The 16,263-nt window shown below is 52.6% G+C and carries 13 protein-coding genes; 8 read left to right on the top strand and 5 right to left on the bottom strand.

Features of this window, described 5'->3' with window-relative positions:
* Positions 1-9 precede the first annotated feature (9 nt).
* From JQN73_RS13385 to gloA, 8 genes are all read left to right on the top strand, one after another.
* On the top strand, positions 10-894 hold the full coding sequence (locus JQN73_RS13385; RefSeq protein WP_205319386.1) for an HlyC/CorC family transporter: 885 nt from the start codon (positions 10-12) through the stop codon (positions 892-894).
* A gap of 198 nt (positions 895-1,092) precedes the next feature.
* The gene (lnt, locus tag JQN73_RS13380; RefSeq protein WP_205319385.1) at positions 1,093-2,652 is read left to right on the top strand and encodes an apolipoprotein N-acyltransferase; all 1,560 of its coding nucleotides are present in this window, start codon (positions 1,093-1,095) and stop codon (positions 2,650-2,652) included.
* A gap of 269 nt (positions 2,653-2,921) precedes the next feature.
* Positions 2,922-3,905 carry a glycine--tRNA ligase subunit alpha gene (gene glyQ / locus JQN73_RS13375; RefSeq protein WP_205319384.1) on the top strand — a complete coding sequence of 328 codons (984 nt, stop codon included), beginning with the start codon at positions 2,922-2,924 and terminating at the stop codon, positions 3,903-3,905.
* A complete protein-coding gene (gene glyS, locus JQN73_RS13370; protein WP_205319383.1) occupies positions 3,902-6,022 on the top strand; it encodes a glycine--tRNA ligase subunit beta in 2,121 nt (706 codons plus the stop codon). The genes glyQ and glyS overlap by 4 nt, the downstream gene beginning before the upstream one ends.
* 7 nt (positions 6,023-6,029) lie before the next feature.
* A complete protein-coding gene (gene gmhB / locus JQN73_RS13365; protein WP_205319382.1) occupies positions 6,030-6,599 on the top strand; it encodes a D-glycero-beta-D-manno-heptose 1,7-bisphosphate 7-phosphatase in 570 nt (189 codons plus the stop codon).
* A gap of 194 nt (positions 6,600-6,793) precedes the next feature.
* Complete coding sequence (locus JQN73_RS13360; protein ID WP_205319381.1) at positions 6,794-7,525, top strand: 1-acyl-sn-glycerol-3-phosphate acyltransferase; 732 nt, start codon at positions 6,794-6,796, stop codon at positions 7,523-7,525.
* Positions 7,526-7,581: 56 nt separating this feature from the next.
* Positions 7,582-8,580, top strand: coding sequence for a M48 family metallopeptidase (locus JQN73_RS13355; RefSeq protein WP_370551363.1), 999 nt, complete (start codon positions 7,582-7,584; stop codon positions 8,578-8,580).
* Positions 8,581-8,671: 91 nt separating this feature from the next.
* A complete protein-coding gene (gene gloA / locus JQN73_RS13350; RefSeq protein WP_205319380.1) occupies positions 8,672-9,082 on the top strand; it encodes a lactoylglutathione lyase in 411 nt (136 codons plus the stop codon).
* A gap of 47 nt (positions 9,083-9,129) precedes the next feature.
* Here the strand turns inward: gloA and JQN73_RS13345 are convergent, their stop codons facing one another.
* The 5 genes from JQN73_RS13345 to JQN73_RS13325 all read right to left on the bottom strand — a co-directional run bounded on the left by JQN73_RS13345 (position 9,130) and on the right by JQN73_RS13325 (position 16,257).
* A complete protein-coding gene (locus JQN73_RS13345; protein ID WP_205319379.1) occupies positions 9,130-9,765 on the bottom strand; it encodes a hypothetical protein in 636 nt (211 codons plus the stop codon).
* 313 nt (positions 9,766-10,078) lie between these two features.
* On the bottom strand, positions 10,079-10,849 hold the full coding sequence (rsmA, locus tag JQN73_RS13340; protein ID WP_205319378.1) for a 16S rRNA (adenine(1518)-N(6)/adenine(1519)-N(6))-dimethyltransferase RsmA: 771 nt from the start codon (positions 10,847-10,849) through the stop codon (positions 10,079-10,081).
* Between the two features lie 269 nt (positions 10,850-11,118).
* The gene (gene pdxA / locus JQN73_RS13335) at positions 11,119-12,210 is read right to left on the bottom strand and encodes a 4-hydroxythreonine-4-phosphate dehydrogenase PdxA (protein WP_205319377.1); all 1,092 of its coding nucleotides are present in this window, start codon (positions 12,208-12,210) and stop codon (positions 11,119-11,121) included.
* A gap of 199 nt (positions 12,211-12,409) precedes the next feature.
* Positions 12,410-13,870 (bottom strand): peptidylprolyl isomerase, encoded by a 1,461-nt coding sequence (locus tag JQN73_RS13330; protein ID WP_205319376.1) that lies wholly within the window; start codon positions 13,868-13,870, stop codon positions 12,410-12,412.
* Between the two features lie 17 nt (positions 13,871-13,887).
* On the bottom strand, positions 13,888-16,257 hold the full coding sequence (locus tag JQN73_RS13325) for an LPS-assembly protein LptD (protein WP_240162256.1): 2,370 nt from the start codon (positions 16,255-16,257) through the stop codon (positions 13,888-13,890).
* Positions 16,258-16,263 lie beyond the last annotated feature (6 nt).

The following is a 16,263-nucleotide window of genomic DNA, read 5'->3' as shown; positions in this document are numbered from 1 at the left end:
TAACGCCATATGCCCGAGCACTCTAGTAGCGTCAAATCCTTTGACGCTAAACCCCACAGGTCTTTGTTTGAACGCCTGACCGCCCTCATTTCCCCCGAGCCTGAAAACCGCGCAGAACTTCTCGATGTTTTGCAAGATGCGCACGAGCGCAACCTGATCGACGCCGATGCTTTATCGATGATCGAAGGGGTGTTTCAGGTTTCCGATCTGTCCGCACGCGACATCATGGTGCCGCGCTCGCAAATGGATATGATCGATATCACCAAGCCCATCGAAGAATGGATGCCGGAAGTATTATCGACCGCGCACTCACGCTTCCCGGCTGTGGATGGTGATCGCGACAAAGTGATTGGCGTACTGCTGGCGAAAGACCTGCTGCGCTACTATGCAGAAGAGTCGTTCGACGTGCGCGACATGTTGCGACCGGCTATTTTTATTCCCGAGTCCAAACGTCTGAATGTGTTGCTGCGCGACTTTCGCGCCAACCGCAATCACATGGCAATTGTGGTGGATGAATACGGCGGCGTAGCCGGTCTGATCACCATCGAAGACGTGCTGGAGCAAATCGTCGGTGACATCGAAGACGAATATGACTTCGACGAAGAAGAAGACAACATTCTGGTTATCCGCGACGGCGACCACGGCGCCCGCTGGCGCGTCAAGGCGCTGACTGAAATCGCGCAATTTAACGAGGCGCTGGAAACACACTTTTCAGACGAAGACGTCGACACTATCGGCGGTTTGGTAGCCAATCATTTGGGTCGCGTACCACGTAAAGGTGACAAATTCATTTTCGACCACGTGCGCTTTGAGGTGCTGCGCGCCGATCCTCGTCAGGTGCATGTATTGCTGGTCGAAAAAATTCAGGGCGCGCTGCCCGACGATGACGCATAAGTCGGCAAGTTCGGTCAGGTTGGCTTGCGGCATTTGTAATTTGTATCCACCTGCAGATATTAAGCCGCCTTCTATTAAGTCGCCTTCATTTCGCCCCGCTTGCCTACCGGATCTGATTGATATGCTGAATCAAACCATTCAAACCATTCAATCGATCCACTTTAGCGCATAGACTCACTCTAGCCGGACTACATACCGATGACCTTGCGCGTTACCTCGATCCAACTTCCCCTTGCCGCACTGCTGGGCGCAATCAATGTATTGGCGTTTGCCCCGTTCGGCGCATGGCCGATTCAGTTGCTGACATTGGCAATACTCATGTGGGGTTTGCTGAAAACCGACACGGTTAAACAAGCTGTGCTGCTGGGTTGGGCGTTCGGCTTTGGCTGGAGCGTCTGCGGCGTCTATTGGCTATACATCAGTATGCACGTGTATGGGGGAATGCCGAGTTGGATTACTGCTCTGGCGGTGGTATTGCTGGCGCTATTTGTCGGGCTGCACGCCGCTGCGGCAACGGGATTAACCGTCTGGCTGCGCCGCCGCTGGGACGCTTCGGCATTGATGACAGCGGTGACGATTTTTCCCGCACTGTGGGCGTTGAGCGAATGGGTGCGCGGGTGGATTTTCACCGGCTTTCCATGGCTGGTGTCCGGCTATGCGCACACCGCGAGTCCCCTCGCTGGCTATGCACCGATCGTTGGCGTCTACGGCGTCGGGCTGATCGCGGCGTTAATCGGTGGCTGTCTGGCCTTATTGCCCCAAAAAAAATTGCCGGCCTGCGCGGCGATAGGCGTTTTGCTTCTGGGGTTTGGCCTGCACCACATCAACTGGACCAAGCCTAACGGACAACCGATCTCGGTACGCTTGCTGCAAGGTAATGTCGCGCAGGAGATGAAATTCGATCCAAGCAAAATCGATCATACATTAGCGCTGTATAAGGACATGATTAGCGCCGCGCCTGCCGACCTGATCGCCACACCGGAAACCGCGATACCGCTTTTGCAAACGCAGCTACCGCCAGAATACATCCCTGCAATCGCCCAGTTCGCGCAACAATCCGGCAGTACCATCGCGTTGGGGATTCCCCTCACGGATGGCCCGAATCTGTATGCGAATAGCGTACTGGGATTTTCGCCGGCTACCGTAGCTAATACTGCCGATGCCGCCGATGCCAACGGTTCTCGCCTTTATCGCTATGACAAGCACCATTTGGTGCCATTTGGCGAATTCATTCCGTACGGCTTTCACTGGTTTGTCGCTTTGATGAATATTCCGCTGGGAGACTTTACCCGTGGCGCGGTGGTGCAACCACCGTTTGCGGTCAAGGATCAATGGGTCCTGCCTAACATTTGTTATGAAGATTTATTCGGTGAGGAAATCGCGGCGCAACTGTCTGCCACAAGAGCTGCAGGGCATCCTGCGGCGACGGTATTACTGAATATGTCGAATATTGCCTGGTTTGGTGATTCCATTGCTCTTCCGCAACATTTACAGATTTCACAAATGCGCAGTATCGAAAGCGGCCGTCCGATGTTGCGTGCGACAAATACCGGCACCACCGCTGTCATCGATCCACACGGCAATGTGACAGCGTACTTGCCGCCGCTGACTTCCGGCGTGCTGGCAGCATCGGTTCAGGGCTTCACCGGGAATACGCCTTATATTCTTCTGGGTAACCGCCTGCTGCTGATGTTGGCCACGCTGTTATTGGCCGCGGCAAGGATCTCTGGCCGTAAGCGCCAAAGCCGTAAAAATTGAATAAATAATTTGCCTCCGACGGTATTTACGTCCTGAGCATGCCCAACAGATAGCAGGTTGACAATACATTAATTGCAACGCAGCGACCACCTGAGCGGCACATGAGCACCACATGAGCGGCACATAAGCACCACATGAGCAGCACATAAGCACCACATAACAGCGGCCAGCTACATAAGGCCGTTAAAACCCGCTAAAATCGCTCCTTTAGCGAAACTCACTTTGCTTTTTAGCAACCCGCCCAGCCGCATGGAGCAGCACAAAAAATAATGCTTACATTCCAACAAATAATTCTCAAATTGCAAGACTACTGGGGCGCGCAAGGTTGTGCGTTACTGCAACCTTACGACATGGAAGTCGGCGCTGGCACCTCGCACACCGCGACTTTTTTACGCGCTATCGGACCAGAGCCATGGCGTGCAGCTTACGTCCAGCCATCACGCCGCCCCAAGGATGGCCGTTACGGTAACAACCCTAACCGGTTGCAGCATTACTACCAATATCAGGTGGTCCTGAAGCCTGCGCCGGAAAACATTCTGGATCTCTATCTGGGTTCGCTTGAGGCGCTTGGGCTGGATTTGCAAAAGAACGATGTCCGCTTTGTTGAAGATGACTGGGAAAATCCGACCCTGGGTGCATGGGGTCTGGGCTGGGAAGTCTGGCTGAACGGCATGGAAGTCACCCAATTTACCTATTTTCAACAAGTAGGCGGTCTTGACTGCAAACCGGTGTTGGGCGAAATTACTTATGGCATCGAACGCCTTGCCATGTATTTGCAAGGCGTCGAAAACGTCTACGATCTGGTCTGGACGGAATGGGTTGAAAACGATGTCAAAAAACACCTGAGCTACGGCGACGTCTTCCACCAGAATGAAGTTGAGCAGTCGACCTACAATTTTGAGTACGCAGACACCGAGTTCCTGTTCCCGCTGTTCGGCAGCTATGAAGCACAGGCCAAGAAATTGCTGGCGGTGCCGTTGGCCCTGCCCGCCTATGAAATGGTGTTAAAAGCAGCGCATACATTCAATTTGCTGGATGCCCGCGGCGCAATTTCGGTGACCGAACGCGCTGCTTATATGGGTCGTATTCGTAACCTTTCACGCGAAGTGGCGAAGGCCTATTACGAATCGCGCGAGACGCTCGGCTTTCCTATGTGGGAACTGAACGAAAAAAACGCGCCGTTATTGCTAAAAGAATTTGGCGACGAATACACCAACACGGTGGCGCGTCGCGCAGGGAGTGAAGTAGCATGAGTTCTACCCTTTTAATCGAAATTTTTACTGAAGAATTGCCACCGAAGGCGCTCGAAAAACTCGGCAACGCTTTTGCCAGCGGTATTTTCAACGGTTTGAAAGCACGCGACTTTTTGGCCAGCGATGCGGTCGCCACCACGTACGCGACGCCGCGACGTCTGGCGGTCATCATCAGTAACGTGCGTGCGATCTCTCTGGATAAGACCATGCGGGAAAAAGTGCTGCCGGTTTCCGTCGCACTGGACGCGCAAGGTCAGCCGAGCGTGCCATTAATCAAAAAACTGGCCGCTTTAGCTGCCACAACGAACGCTGTGCTGATTACGCCGGACCAGCTGGAACGTGCCGTCGATGGCAAGGCTGAAAGCTTTTTTTATAGCTACACCGCCAAAGGTGCCGCACTCGAAGTCGGCTTGCAAGTCATTTTGGATGACACGATCGCCAAATTGCCGATTCCCAAGCAAATGAGCTATCAGCTACAGCACGGCCCTGCCGCCGGTGAAACGGTGCATTTCGTACGCCCTGCACACCGACTGATCGCCTTGCACGGCGACACCGTGGTGACGCTGCGTTTGTTGGGCCTGAATGCGGATCGCATTACCGGCGGACATCGGTTCTTGTCAAAAGGCGCGATCACCATTGCAGACGCCGAGAGTTACGTCGAAGTGCTGGCAAGCCAAGGCAAAGTCGTCGCCAGCTTCAGTCAGCGCAAAGAGCAAATCCGCGCGGCGTTGCTGGCAGAGGCCGGTGATGATCTGGTGCTGATGCCGGAATCGTTGCTGGACGAAGTCACTGCGCTGGTCGAATGGCCTGTGGTGTATCCATGCCACTTTGAGGATGAGTATCTGTCGGTTCCGCAAGAATGCCTGATATTGACAATGCAAACCAATCAGAAATATTTTGCGCTGACTGATACTGACGGCAAGCTGCGTTCGCGCTTTTTGATTGTATCGAATCTGGAAACCAAAGATCCGCAATACATTATTCAAGGCAATGAACGCGTGGTCCGTCCACGGCTGGCAGATGCCAAATTTTTCTTCGAACAAGATCAGAAAAAGACCCTGGCAGAGCGCGTCCCGTTACTCGCGAATGTGGTGTACCACAATAAACTCGGCAATCAGTTTCAGCGCACCCAGCGGGTTCAGACCATCGCGGTTGCCATCGCAGCACTATGGAGCAACGATCCACTACTGGCAGCACGCGCTTCGCGCGCGGCTGAACTTGCCAAAGCCGATTTGCTGACCGATATGGTCGGGGAGTTTCCGGAACTGCAGGGCATCATGGGCACCTACTACGCAGGCCATGACGGCGAGGCGGAACCAGTTGCGCTGGCCATTTCTGAACATTATCAACCGCGCTTTGCCGGCGATGCGTTGCCAACTACCGACACCAGCACCGTGGTTGCACTGGCGGATAAACTGGAAACACTGGTCGGTATCTGGGGTATCGGTTTGCAACCAACCGGGGACAAAGATCCTTTCGCGCTCCGTCGCCACGCCTTAGGCGTATTGCGCATGTTGCTCGAAAAACGCCTGCCGTTATCGCTACAACAGTTGTTGCAAACGACTGCCGGGTCATTCTCCGAGAATACGAATTTCAAGGATCCATGCGCCGAGGTGTTAAGTTTTATGTACGACCGCTTGCGTGGCATATTGCGCGAGCGTGGTTACGCACCGAGCCAGATCGAAGCAGTCATAGCACAACAACCCGACACACTGACCAACATCATCGAACGTCTGGATGCAGTGCAGGCATTTGCAGCGTTACCAGAAGCCGAAGCATTGGCGGCAGCAAACAAGCGCATCACCAACATTCTGAAAAAAAATAACGTGGTCGATACCGGCACGGTTCAGACTGGTTTGTTGCAGGATGAGGCTGAAAAAAATCTGGTCGCTGCGATGACGAATGTGAAGCCGCAGGTTGATGCAGCGTTTGCCCAAGGTGACTTTGCTGGCGCGTTACAATCGCTCGCACGCTTGCGCTCAGAGGTAGATGCATTTTTCAATGAGGTGATGGTGATGGCGGAAGATGAGCATTTGCGTAACAACCGTCTGGCGCTGTTGTCCAATTTACACCTGATGTTGAATCAGGTTGCTGATATCTCCAAGCTGGTCGCTTAGGAAAGCCATGGCACAGACTCTAAAACTGATCATTCTGGACCGTGACGGTGTCATTAATCAGGACTCCGATGCGTTTATCAAATCACCCGATGAGTGGATTCCACTCAAAGGTTCACTGGAAGCGATCGCCCGCCTGAATCAAGCGGGCTATCACGTGGTGGTGGCAACCAATCAGTCAGGCGTTGCCCGTGGTTTGCTTAACATGCAAACACTCAATGAGATCCATCAAAAGATGCACACGGCCGCGCAATTGGTCGGTGCAGAAATTGACGCGGTCTTCTTTTGCCCGCATGCAGCCGAAGATAACTGCGACTGCCGCAAGCCTAAGCCGGGCATGTTTGCCGATATCGCCAAGCGTTTCGAGATCAGTTTGCGCGGCGGCGTTCCGGTGGTTGGAGACTCGCTGCGTGACTTACAAGCCGGTTTCGTCGCAGGATGTGCGCCCTATCTGGTGTTGACCGGAAAAGGCCAGACTACCCGCGAAAAAGGCGGCCTGCCACCCGGCACGATGGTATTTCCGGATTTGGCAGCGGTGGTTGATTTTCTGTTAAAAAAAACGGTCGACATGTCGGTCTAATGTCCCTGATTTAGACGGGATAACGAACGGCGCTAACCCGATCAAGGCATGAAGCGACTTTAGCTTCCTGCCGGTAATGACTTTGGGCGGCAATGGATATGCCTTACGTTTACAGTAGGCGGGACTGACAGTCCAAACCTAACTGCAGGCGATGGCTGCCTGACCTTGCTGCGAATAAAATTTTTGGAGTATGTATGCAGTTTTTCTTGTTTCTTCGCTCGGTGCTATTTTTTGCAATCATGACGGTCGCGACCGTGATCTGGGCCGTTGCCTGTCTTTTTTTCGCGCCCTTTCCCTATGCCAAAAGATATTATTTAACCTCACGCTGGAACGTGTTTATTGTATGGCTGGCGAAGGTTCTCTGTGGCATTCAATATCAAATCAAAGGTGCTGAAAATTTTCCAGACGCTCCGGCCATTGTGCTGTCGAAGCATCAATCGGCGTGGGAAACCATCTTTTTGCTGCCAATGACACCGCGCCCTTTGGTGTTCGTCTTCAAAAAGTCGCTCACGTACATTCCTTTTTTCGGCTGGGGCATAGCGTTATTACGCATGATCCCGATTGATCGCAAAGGCCGTGATGCCTTCGCGCAGGTTGTCACTCAGGGACGCAGGCGCCTGGCCGACGGCCAGTGGATTATCATGTTCCCGGAAGGCACGCGGATTCCAGTCGGTCAAAAGGGTAAATATAAGCACGGTGGCACCAGACTTGCCATCGAGACCAACTCTGTGGTGGTTCCTATCGCCGTGAACGCTGGCGAGTGCTGGCCGAAGAATTCTTTTATCAAGAAACCTGGGATGATTACTGTCTCTATCGGCAAACCGATTTCCCCCGAAGGCCTAAATAGCGCAGAGATGATGGAAAAAGTTGAAAATTGGATAGAATCAGAGATGCGGGTCATTTCACCACATGCTTATCCAAAATAGTATCCGGGAATTTTGATCAACATTGTTCACAATCACAGCCGACAATCTTGAAATTTTTGCATCAAAAGAAACAACCCTCGACGCCTGACACCAAGCCGCATCTGCGGCCGCTGGTTCCGCCGCCGCAACCGCTGGCGCGCCAACTGGACCTGTTCAGTGTCGATGCGCCCTACCCTGACAATGGAACGTTGCTTGCGTCCCCCGGGCATAGCGCTCCGCCACTAAAACGACCTGTATCAGCGCCGTCGTCCGAAGCAACTACCGGCGCCCCCGATCTCAGGCCAGCGCCTCAGGATGCTCAGCCGCCCGCTCCACTACTTCCAGTGGCTGCAGGAAAACGCCGCCTCCAGATTGACGCGCATGTGCTTGACTATGCGTTGTTGCGCTCCAAGCGGCGCTCAATTGGTTTTGTCATTAGTGATGACGGACTGCGCGTGACGGCCCCAAAGTGGGTAACTGTGGTGGAGATTGAAAGTGCGATCCGAGAGAAAAAGCGTTGGATATTTGCAAAATTGCATGAATATCGCGATCGTTCTGCGCGTCGTCTGCAACCTCAGATGACATGGTCCGACGGTGAAACGCTGCCGTATCTTGGTGCCGACCTGACCCTTCGTATCCGCGCTACCCAGGTGGCCGGTATCGAATACGATCCGGAAGCTGCAACATTGACGGTGTGTTTACCTGTCGATGCGAGCGAACAGCAGCTGAAAGACCGTGTGTTAGGCTGGTTACAATTGGAAGCCAAACGCGTATTCGGTGAACGGCTTCCGCTGTATGCAAATAAACTCGGCGTGACCTACAAATCCTATGCGCTCTCGTCTGCGACCACACAATGGGGCTCCTGCACCGCAGACGGCAAAATCCGGCTGAACTGGCGCTTGATGCATTTTGCGCTGCCGTTGATCGATTATGTGATTGCGCATGAGCTATCGCATCTGCGCGAAATGAACCACAGCCCGCGCTTTTGGGCGACAGTACAATCCATATTCCCGGAATTTGAAACGGCGCGGCGGACATTGCGTGATAGCGCGCAAGAAACACTGCCTATATTTTAAGCTCGACATTTGCTGTTGAAATTGCTTTTTTGTGATTTTTTCTTCGTACGCCGTCGCTGCGTGCCAACCCTTCCCATGATCGAAAGAATTTATGCTACTCCTACACACTATGCTGCGCGTCGGCAACCTGCAACGTTCCATCGATTTTTATACCAAAGTACTTGGCATGAAATTGCTTAGGACGAACGACAATCCTGAATACAAATATACCCTCGCATTTGTCGGTTACGGCACGAATCCAGACCACGCAGAATTGGAATTGACCTACAACTACGGCGTGGACAGTTATGACCAGGGAACTGCCTATGGACATATCGCCCTCGCAGTGGAGGATGTGCATCAGGCCTGTGCCGACGTCAAGTTACAAGGCGGGAATGTGACCCGTGAAGCCGGTCCGGTAAAGGGCGGCACGACCAATATCGCTTTCGTGCAGGACCCGGACGGTTACAAGATCGAATTGATTGAGCGCAAGCCAGGGCATTGGCCGAACGCAAAACTATAACTACTGCGGTATATCAGATAGGAAATCGTGGCAAAAGGCGTTAATGGTTAATGCCACGCCGACACATCGTTGCGGAGAGCGGAGCTGGAATTTTCATGTTGCCCTAGGAGGACATTGAATGGATAAATGGATGTTGCCCCCGGAGCAAGCTCCCGCTCCGCGCACATACATTGGTGGCGCGCGTTCGCTTCAGCGTCATGTGACAAAAATTGCACGCCAATAGCAAACCAGTCGTCGCTCGATATCACCCGTTGGGCCAGTGGTAACAATGCATCTTCTTCTTTGGCTAATCGCAACAGCATGCTATTGCAATAGAGCGCGACTAAAGAATACAACTCGGTGACTTCTCTCGTCCCGTCGTCAACAGCTTGCTGCACCCAGTGCCCGACTGATTCAAGTACCTGCAAGCAAGTGGCGCTTAAGGTTTCTAGCTCGGCCAGCAAGAAATCTGCTTCTTTGGTCGCACTCATGATCGCAGGAATCACGAAAATTTCCATTTTTCGACGATGGCAGGAGGCGTCAAGTCTGGTTAGTTGGCGACCTATCGAATCAAGAATTACCTGATCACTACGCGGCCTTTCAGTTGAACCGTCTTGAAGTAATCGCTGCACCATCACCAAGAGGTCATGCACCCTCTTTTGCTCTGATGAAAGACTGATAAGAGCGTACGTAGAAGTGAGCATTTTATCTCCGGGGGGGGTGATTGCCTGCGACACCAAACATGGTTCGGTGTACGCTAACAGATCAAGTTGGATCAAAAAAACGTTTATTGACTCTTTTTTGCGCTGAATACCCATACGGCATCAGGAAACCAGCCGCAAAATGCATTCAAGGCTGGCTTAAGTAGCCGATTATACGAATGCAATATGTTCTCAATGTTTCTCGTACATTTCCTTACATTTCTCTTACCACTGTTACGTCCACCGGTAATGCCGTTACATGCCGATCGGTAAAAGCGCATGGAGCGTGCAGCGTTTAGGAAGGCGGCTCCGGAGACTACTTCAGTCGGTTCGCCAGGCCAACGAACAGTTCCATGGCGATCGTTTCCGGGCGCGCCTGCGGGTCCACACCAGCGTCTATCAAGTCATTTTCGGTGAACATGCCCGCCAGACTATTCCGAATCACCTTACGGCGTTGCGTAAAGGCCTTTAAAACCACATCTTCCAGCTTCTTCTGATCACAGACCAGCGGCTCCGCAATCGGAATCATACGCACAATGGCAGATTCCACGCGCGGCGGCGGATCAAATGCGGTCGGTGGGACGATGAACATGAGCTGCATCTTATAGCGCCACTGCAGCATGACGGAGAGGCGGCCAAACGTTTTACTACCGGGCTCCGCCACCATCCGTTGCACCACTTCTTTTTGCAACATAAAATGCTGATCCTGCACTAACGGGGCAATCTCGGTCAGTTGAAACAGCAATGGACTCGAAATGTTATACGGCAAATTACCGACCACCCGCAGTTTGCCTTCGCCCAGCAAAGGAATGCTGCTGAAATCGAATTTCAACGCATCTGCAGAATGCACATGAAGACGAGCGGGGTCGAAGGTTTTTTCCAGCCGTGTTACCAGATCACGGTCCAATTCCACCACGTGCAGCTGCTTCAACGATTTGAGCAACAAAGTGGTCATGGCGGCTAAGCCGGGACCAATCTCGACCATGTTGTCGTCCGCTTGCGGCGCTATTGCACTGATGATATCGGTCAATACTTGCTTGTCCGTGAGGAAATTTTGGCCGAAGCGCTTACGTGCAATATGTTTCATGTTTTGAGATGCGCTGATGTAAAAGATACTACTAATAGAATGAAAAGGCGTAATAAAAGCGCCGCGGGTCGTTGCGCCCTTTTTAAGCGCCTTCGTAAAAACGCTGTCATACAAAATTACGCGCTAAAGAACGTGACGCGGTTACAACGATATGACGGGATGTTCCAGTGACTGTTATTGACAAAGCCGGGTTCACACACCTGCGGCCGCCCTGAGGGACACATTTTGATCCGCAAAATTGTGAGTATCCGGTGTCGCTATTCCTCAGACTAAAGGTTTACCAGGTCTAAAGTAGCCTTCGCGGTGACCATTTGAGCCGCAGCATTGAGCGCAGCCAGCATGCTGCCGTGGTCGGCCTTCCCTAATCCGGCCGCGGCCAGGTCGAGCGCAGTGCCATGATCGACCGAGGTGCGAATGATCGGCAAACCAAGTGTGATATTAATGCCATGACCAAAGCTGGCGTATTTAAGCACTGGCAAACCTTGATCGTGATACATCGCCAGCACGCAATCGGCTTGATCCAGATATTTTTGCTGAAACAAGGTATCGGCGGGATAAGGACCGCTGACTTGCAATCCTTTGGCCTTCGCTGCTACCAATGCAGGCGTGATGATATCGATTTCTTCGCGCCCGAGGTATCCACCCTCTCCCGCGTGCGGATTCAGGCCGGTGACCAAAATACGCGGCTGCCTCAATCCGAATTTAGTCTGTAAATCGTGATGCAGGATATCTAAAGTACGGCTCAGTCCTTCGACGGTAATCGCGGCGGCGACATCTTTCAAGGCCAGATGCGTCGTGGCTAACGCAACTCTTAACGGCGGTGTCGTGCGATCAGTCGCCAGCATCATCACCACTTGCGCTGTGCCAGTCTTCTCCGCCAGATACTCTGTGTGGCCTGTGAAATGAACGCCAGCGTCGTTGATACTACTTTTTTGCAGAGGCGCGGTGACGATAGCGTCAAAGCTTTTTGCCACCGCACCGGCGATTGCGATATCCAGTGTCTTTAAGATAGCGCGGCCGTTGCGCGGGTCCAGCTTGCCGGGCTCCACGTGCACGCTGAAAGGGGAATCAATCACAGCAATACGCTCTGGACCAAAATCTGGCAAACCACTAAAGAGAAATGCCTGCTCCGAAAGTGCCACCAATTTAATCTGTGGATCAATTTCCGCCGCTATCATTGCTAAAAAAGCAGCGTCCCCGATCAGAATGCTATTGATTCCGGCGCGCAGTTCCCACGCCGCCTTGATTGAAATCTCTGGACCGATTCCTGCCGGTTCACCGCAGGTGATCGCAAGAATGGGACGACGCAAAGCAGCGCCTGGTGCTGGTGTTGCGGGACTGACTACATTCTGAACTGTCATTGCGGGACCATTAAATAACTCATGACAATCGTGCTGGTGTGCCGGTAATAGCCGCTTTGCCGCTTCATATCGGCTCTCTTCAGCTTCAATCAGCTCTACTGCGATCTTACGCAGGCTTTTACGTTAACCCTGCGTCCCCAGAATAGCCAAGGCACGCGGGGCTAGACCATCAACCACGATCAAGCAACCACAACCGCGATCAACCGTTGTCGTCAGTACGGTATTCGACGTAAGCGCGATCACGCAGTTCGCGCAACCAGTCATTCGTTGCTTCTTCCTGCTTCCGTTCACGAATTGCAGCGCGAGCTGCGAGGCGTTTGCGATCTGCAGAAACGGTGTCAGTTTTGCGTTCCAGCACTTGAATCAGGTGATAACCGAAAGGGGTTTCAATCGGCTCGCTGATTTGGCCCGGCTTGAGTGCATCCATCGCACGCTGAAATTCCGGGACCGTGTCGCCAGGGTAAATCCAGCCGAGATCGCCACCTTTAGACGCTGACAGATCATTCGAATAAAGTTTTGCAAGGTCTTCAAAAGTCGCGGCCTTATTATCCAGGCGATCTTTCAATTCAAGCAAGCGCTTCTTGGCTTCAGCTGCGGATACCGTCGGCGTTACCTTGATTAAAATATGGCGTACGTGAGTTTGCTCGACTGGCGCGGCCGCCGGCTTATCGACATTGGTCGAAGCGCGTTTGTCGTTGAGCCGGATGATATGGAAACCGTTCGCACTCTGCAAGATCGGTGAAAGCTGACCCGGTGTCAGCGTTGCAATCGCATCGAGGAACAACTTTGGCAAACGATCCTGCTGACGCCATCCTAATTCGCCACCGGTCAGTGCATCAGGCGCATCCGAATAGGTCGCCGCAATTTTGGCAAAGTTACCACCTGAACGGAGCTGTTGCAGCACCTCTTCAGCGCGCTTGTGACGCTCGGCCGCCTGCGCTGGTGTCGCGTTTTCAGGCACACGTATCAAAATTTGCGCAAGGTTAACTTCTTGCTGCGCCTGTTGCGATTGTTTGTTGTTGGCTTCGGCGATCAGATAATTATCGACTTCGGATTCGGTAATTTGAATTTTGTTATCGACTTCGCGCTCGCGCAGACGTTGCAGCAAAATTTCGCGACGGATGTCATCCCGGAAAGCGGGATATGGAATGTTGTCATGAATTAATTGCTTGCGGAAATCCGCCATCGACATCTTATTTTGGTCCGCTATGCGACCAATGGCTGCATCGAGCATTTTGTCATCAACCGACAATCCAAATTCTTTGGCTGCCTGGACTTGGGCGCGTTCCATAATCAGACGCTCCAACAATTGTTTTTGCAGTTCTGCCGGAGGCGGTATTTCCATCCCCTGGCTTTTCATACGTTGAATAACATCTTTCAGGCGCAAGGCTAGCTCCTGGCGCGTGATGACTTCGTTATTTACCACCGCCACAATCGCATCGATCGTCTCTGGTGTATTGCTGGCCGTCGTCGACGGCGCAGCGGCTCCCCTAGCAGTTGATGTGGTTGGCGATGGCATGAGGGGTGGGCTCAACGGGCTGGCTGCCGAGTTCTGTGCCCATGCGCCAGAAGTGACATTTAACAGCGTCGCGACAATGATAGTGGCAAGTTGTGCTTTGTTGGACTGATTGGTTTTACGCATAATGATGAGAGCATTCATATATAAGTATGACGGATTCAATTACTGATGATCTTGTCTGGTTGATTTACATTCTGATAACCTGGGATGCTGCCTTTTAACGCTTGCATCGGGTTAGAGCCGAGTTTGGTCAAACCATTCAATTCAAGCTGGAAAAATAATGCCGAGCTAGTCTGTGCTGTCGAGGTAGGTGTCCGCTGTGCAACTACACGAAAAACCCAACAGTCCGCTTTGTACTCTACGCCGAGCAAGCCTTCAGCAACGCGACGATCCTGCAACGAATAGTTGATACGACCCACACCATACCAGCGCTTCGCTATTGGCCATTGTGCGGAAAGATCGACCTGTTTCAGTACTTCGTTGTTATTCAATGCGACATCTGCAGGAGTGCGATCCAGACGATACGCGAAATTAATCACCTCTTTGGGTGCGGGCTGCCAGCGCAGACTGTAATTCGCACGCTGCAGTGTATTATTAGTTTGGCTATATTGAATGTTACTGTCGATACCGAGGGTGCTGGTGACCTGTCCGCTTGCCCCTAACAGCAAATCAGAGCGACTATTGGTAATCGTGTTATCCAACGTCACCAGAGGTGGCGTGAAATAAAAACGTTGACCGATCGCCAGACGCAGACGCTCGACGCCATTCTCCTGAATAAAGCGAGAGGTGACCGCCGTAGTTAGCTGATTTGCATCGCTAATACGGTCATGACCGGCAAAACTGTTCTCTGTGAAAATCTGCGCAAAATTGAAATCAGCGACGCCGGTATCGAACAGCGGGTAATTATTCTGATCCTTATAGGGTGTGCGCACATAAAACATCCGTGGTTCCAGGGTCTGAGTCACGGCGTTGCCAAATAGTTTGGCTTCGCGTTCAAAAGTCAGCCCACCATCCAGCGAGAACGTCGGAAGCACGCGACTAAAACTGGTTGGCGCACCAGGCACCACGTCCGTCAGGCTATACGACGTTGCGTCCAGTTGAATTTTTGGTGTCAAAAAATAACTGGCACCAATAATCGGATAGGAAAGCTGCGGATTAATATACAGCCGGTCTCCCTCGCCCGGCAATTGCACCGTCGTCGGAACGTCATATAAGCTGTTCTTGAACCGTGTGTATTGCGCGTTCACCGTCCAGTCAAAGCCACCGACGTCCTGGCGACCAACGGTGTAAGTCACCTGGGGCAACCGATCATACGGACGCACAATCAATGGATTACCGTTGACATCGTAATCTTGCAATACCTGATAGCGTGATGCCAGCGCGGTCACGCTACCATAGGTTCCGCCATAGGTAAGGTCCAATTCGCGGTTTAACAATCGTTGCGCACTCTGGGTAATTGAGCGGGAAAAATCGTCCGGATATTGATTGTCGGAGGCGTAATTGACGTTCCAGGACATGCCAAACCCACCACCAAAGTTTTGGGTGTGATTTGACTCAATCGCATAACGATTGGTCTTGGTCAGCATATCGTTCGGTAAATATTCGAGCTTGGTGATGCCGCTATAGGTATCGCCGAGATAGCGTCCCTCCAGGCCCAGCTGAATACCGCGCTTGGTAATCACATTCGGGGTAAACGTCAGATCGCGGTTGGGGGCGATATTAAAATAATACGGCATGCTAATTTCGCCACCGCCCGTACTGGTGGCACCGATCGTCGGCGGCAAAAATCCGGACTGACGGTCGCTTGACAGCGGGAATGACAAAATCGGCGAAGCCAGGATCGGCACATCTTTAAAATACAATATACCGCCGTGGGCTAAACCTTCGCCGCGACCGGTGTCGATATCCATTGTATTGGCTTTAATGTACCAATCGGGATTGGTACCGGGGCAAGTCGTATAGGTTCCCGTAATCGCTCGCGCATGGTCTTCGTCCTGAAAATCATACCGTTCAGCAGCACCGTGGCCACCGTTGATACCAAATTTATAGGTCGGCTGGGTTAAAAACCCCTCACCCGAATCCATATTCAGCTTGAGATCGTTTCCGGTATATTCGTCGCCATAGCGGTTCATGCGAACACAACCGTGAGCTTCGACCTCGTTTTCGATGATGCGATAAGTTGCCTTATCGGATTTCACCTCGGTCTGTCCGCGTGTCAGATCGACATTGTTGTCGAGATTCAACACCCGATCTGGCCGTCCGGTCATCTGATTGGCCTCCACGGTGGTGGGCAAATTGCTCTCGTCGACGCGTGGTGGCCGGACCGGTGCGGTTTGCGCCATCGCTGGAGACGACACGAATATCGGCATCGCAGAAGCCAATACGGACGCAATCAGCCAAGCGAGGCGTTGCATACGGGGCGGCGGCAACCGCGCTATCTGGCGCTTGCGCCCAGCCGCAGGTCCGCGAAAAGGCGAGCGGCGTGGAGACGACAGCAATGATTGCGGCGACGATTGTGAAAGGGGCACTGATGA

The organism is Glaciimonas sp. PAMC28666, assembly GCF_016917355.1.
Classification (GTDB): domain Bacteria; phylum Pseudomonadota; class Gammaproteobacteria; order Burkholderiales; family Burkholderiaceae_D; genus Glaciimonas.
Note: the sequence above shows the minus strand (reverse complement) of the source record. Positions and strands in the feature narration are given on the sequence as shown.

Bases quoted from the DNA above. Each gene is read 5' to 3' on its own strand.
- JQN73_RS13385 (WP_205319386.1), top strand. From the start codon at position 10: ATGCCCGAGCACTCTAGTAGCGTCAAATCCTTTGACGCTAAACCCCAC.
- lnt (WP_205319385.1), top strand. From the start codon at position 1,093: ATGACCTTGCGCGTTACCTCGATCCAACTTCCCCTTGCCGCACTGCTG.
- glyQ (WP_205319384.1), top strand. From the start codon at position 2,922: ATGCTTACATTCCAACAAATAATTCTCAAATTGCAAGACTACTGGGGC.
- glyS (WP_205319383.1), top strand. From the start codon at position 3,902: ATGAGTTCTACCCTTTTAATCGAAATTTTTACTGAAGAATTGCCACCG.
- gmhB (WP_205319382.1), top strand. From the start codon at position 6,030: ATGGCACAGACTCTAAAACTGATCATTCTGGACCGTGACGGTGTCATT.
- JQN73_RS13360 (WP_205319381.1), top strand. From the start codon at position 6,794: ATGCAGTTTTTCTTGTTTCTTCGCTCGGTGCTATTTTTTGCAATCATG.
- gloA (WP_205319380.1), top strand. From the start codon at position 8,672: ATGCTACTCCTACACACTATGCTGCGCGTCGGCAACCTGCAACGTTCC.
- JQN73_RS13345 (WP_205319379.1), bottom strand. From the start codon at position 9,765: ATGCTCACTTCTACGTACGCTCTTATCAGTCTTTCATCAGAGCAAAAG.
- rsmA (WP_205319378.1), bottom strand. From the start codon at position 10,849: ATGAAACATATTGCACGTAAGCGCTTCGGCCAAAATTTCCTCACGGAC.
- pdxA (WP_205319377.1), bottom strand. From the start codon at position 12,210: ATGACAGTTCAGAATGTAGTCAGTCCCGCAACACCAGCACCAGGCGCT.
- JQN73_RS13330 (WP_205319376.1), bottom strand. From the start codon at position 13,870: ATGAATGCTCTCATCATTATGCGTAAAACCAATCAGTCCAACAAAGCA.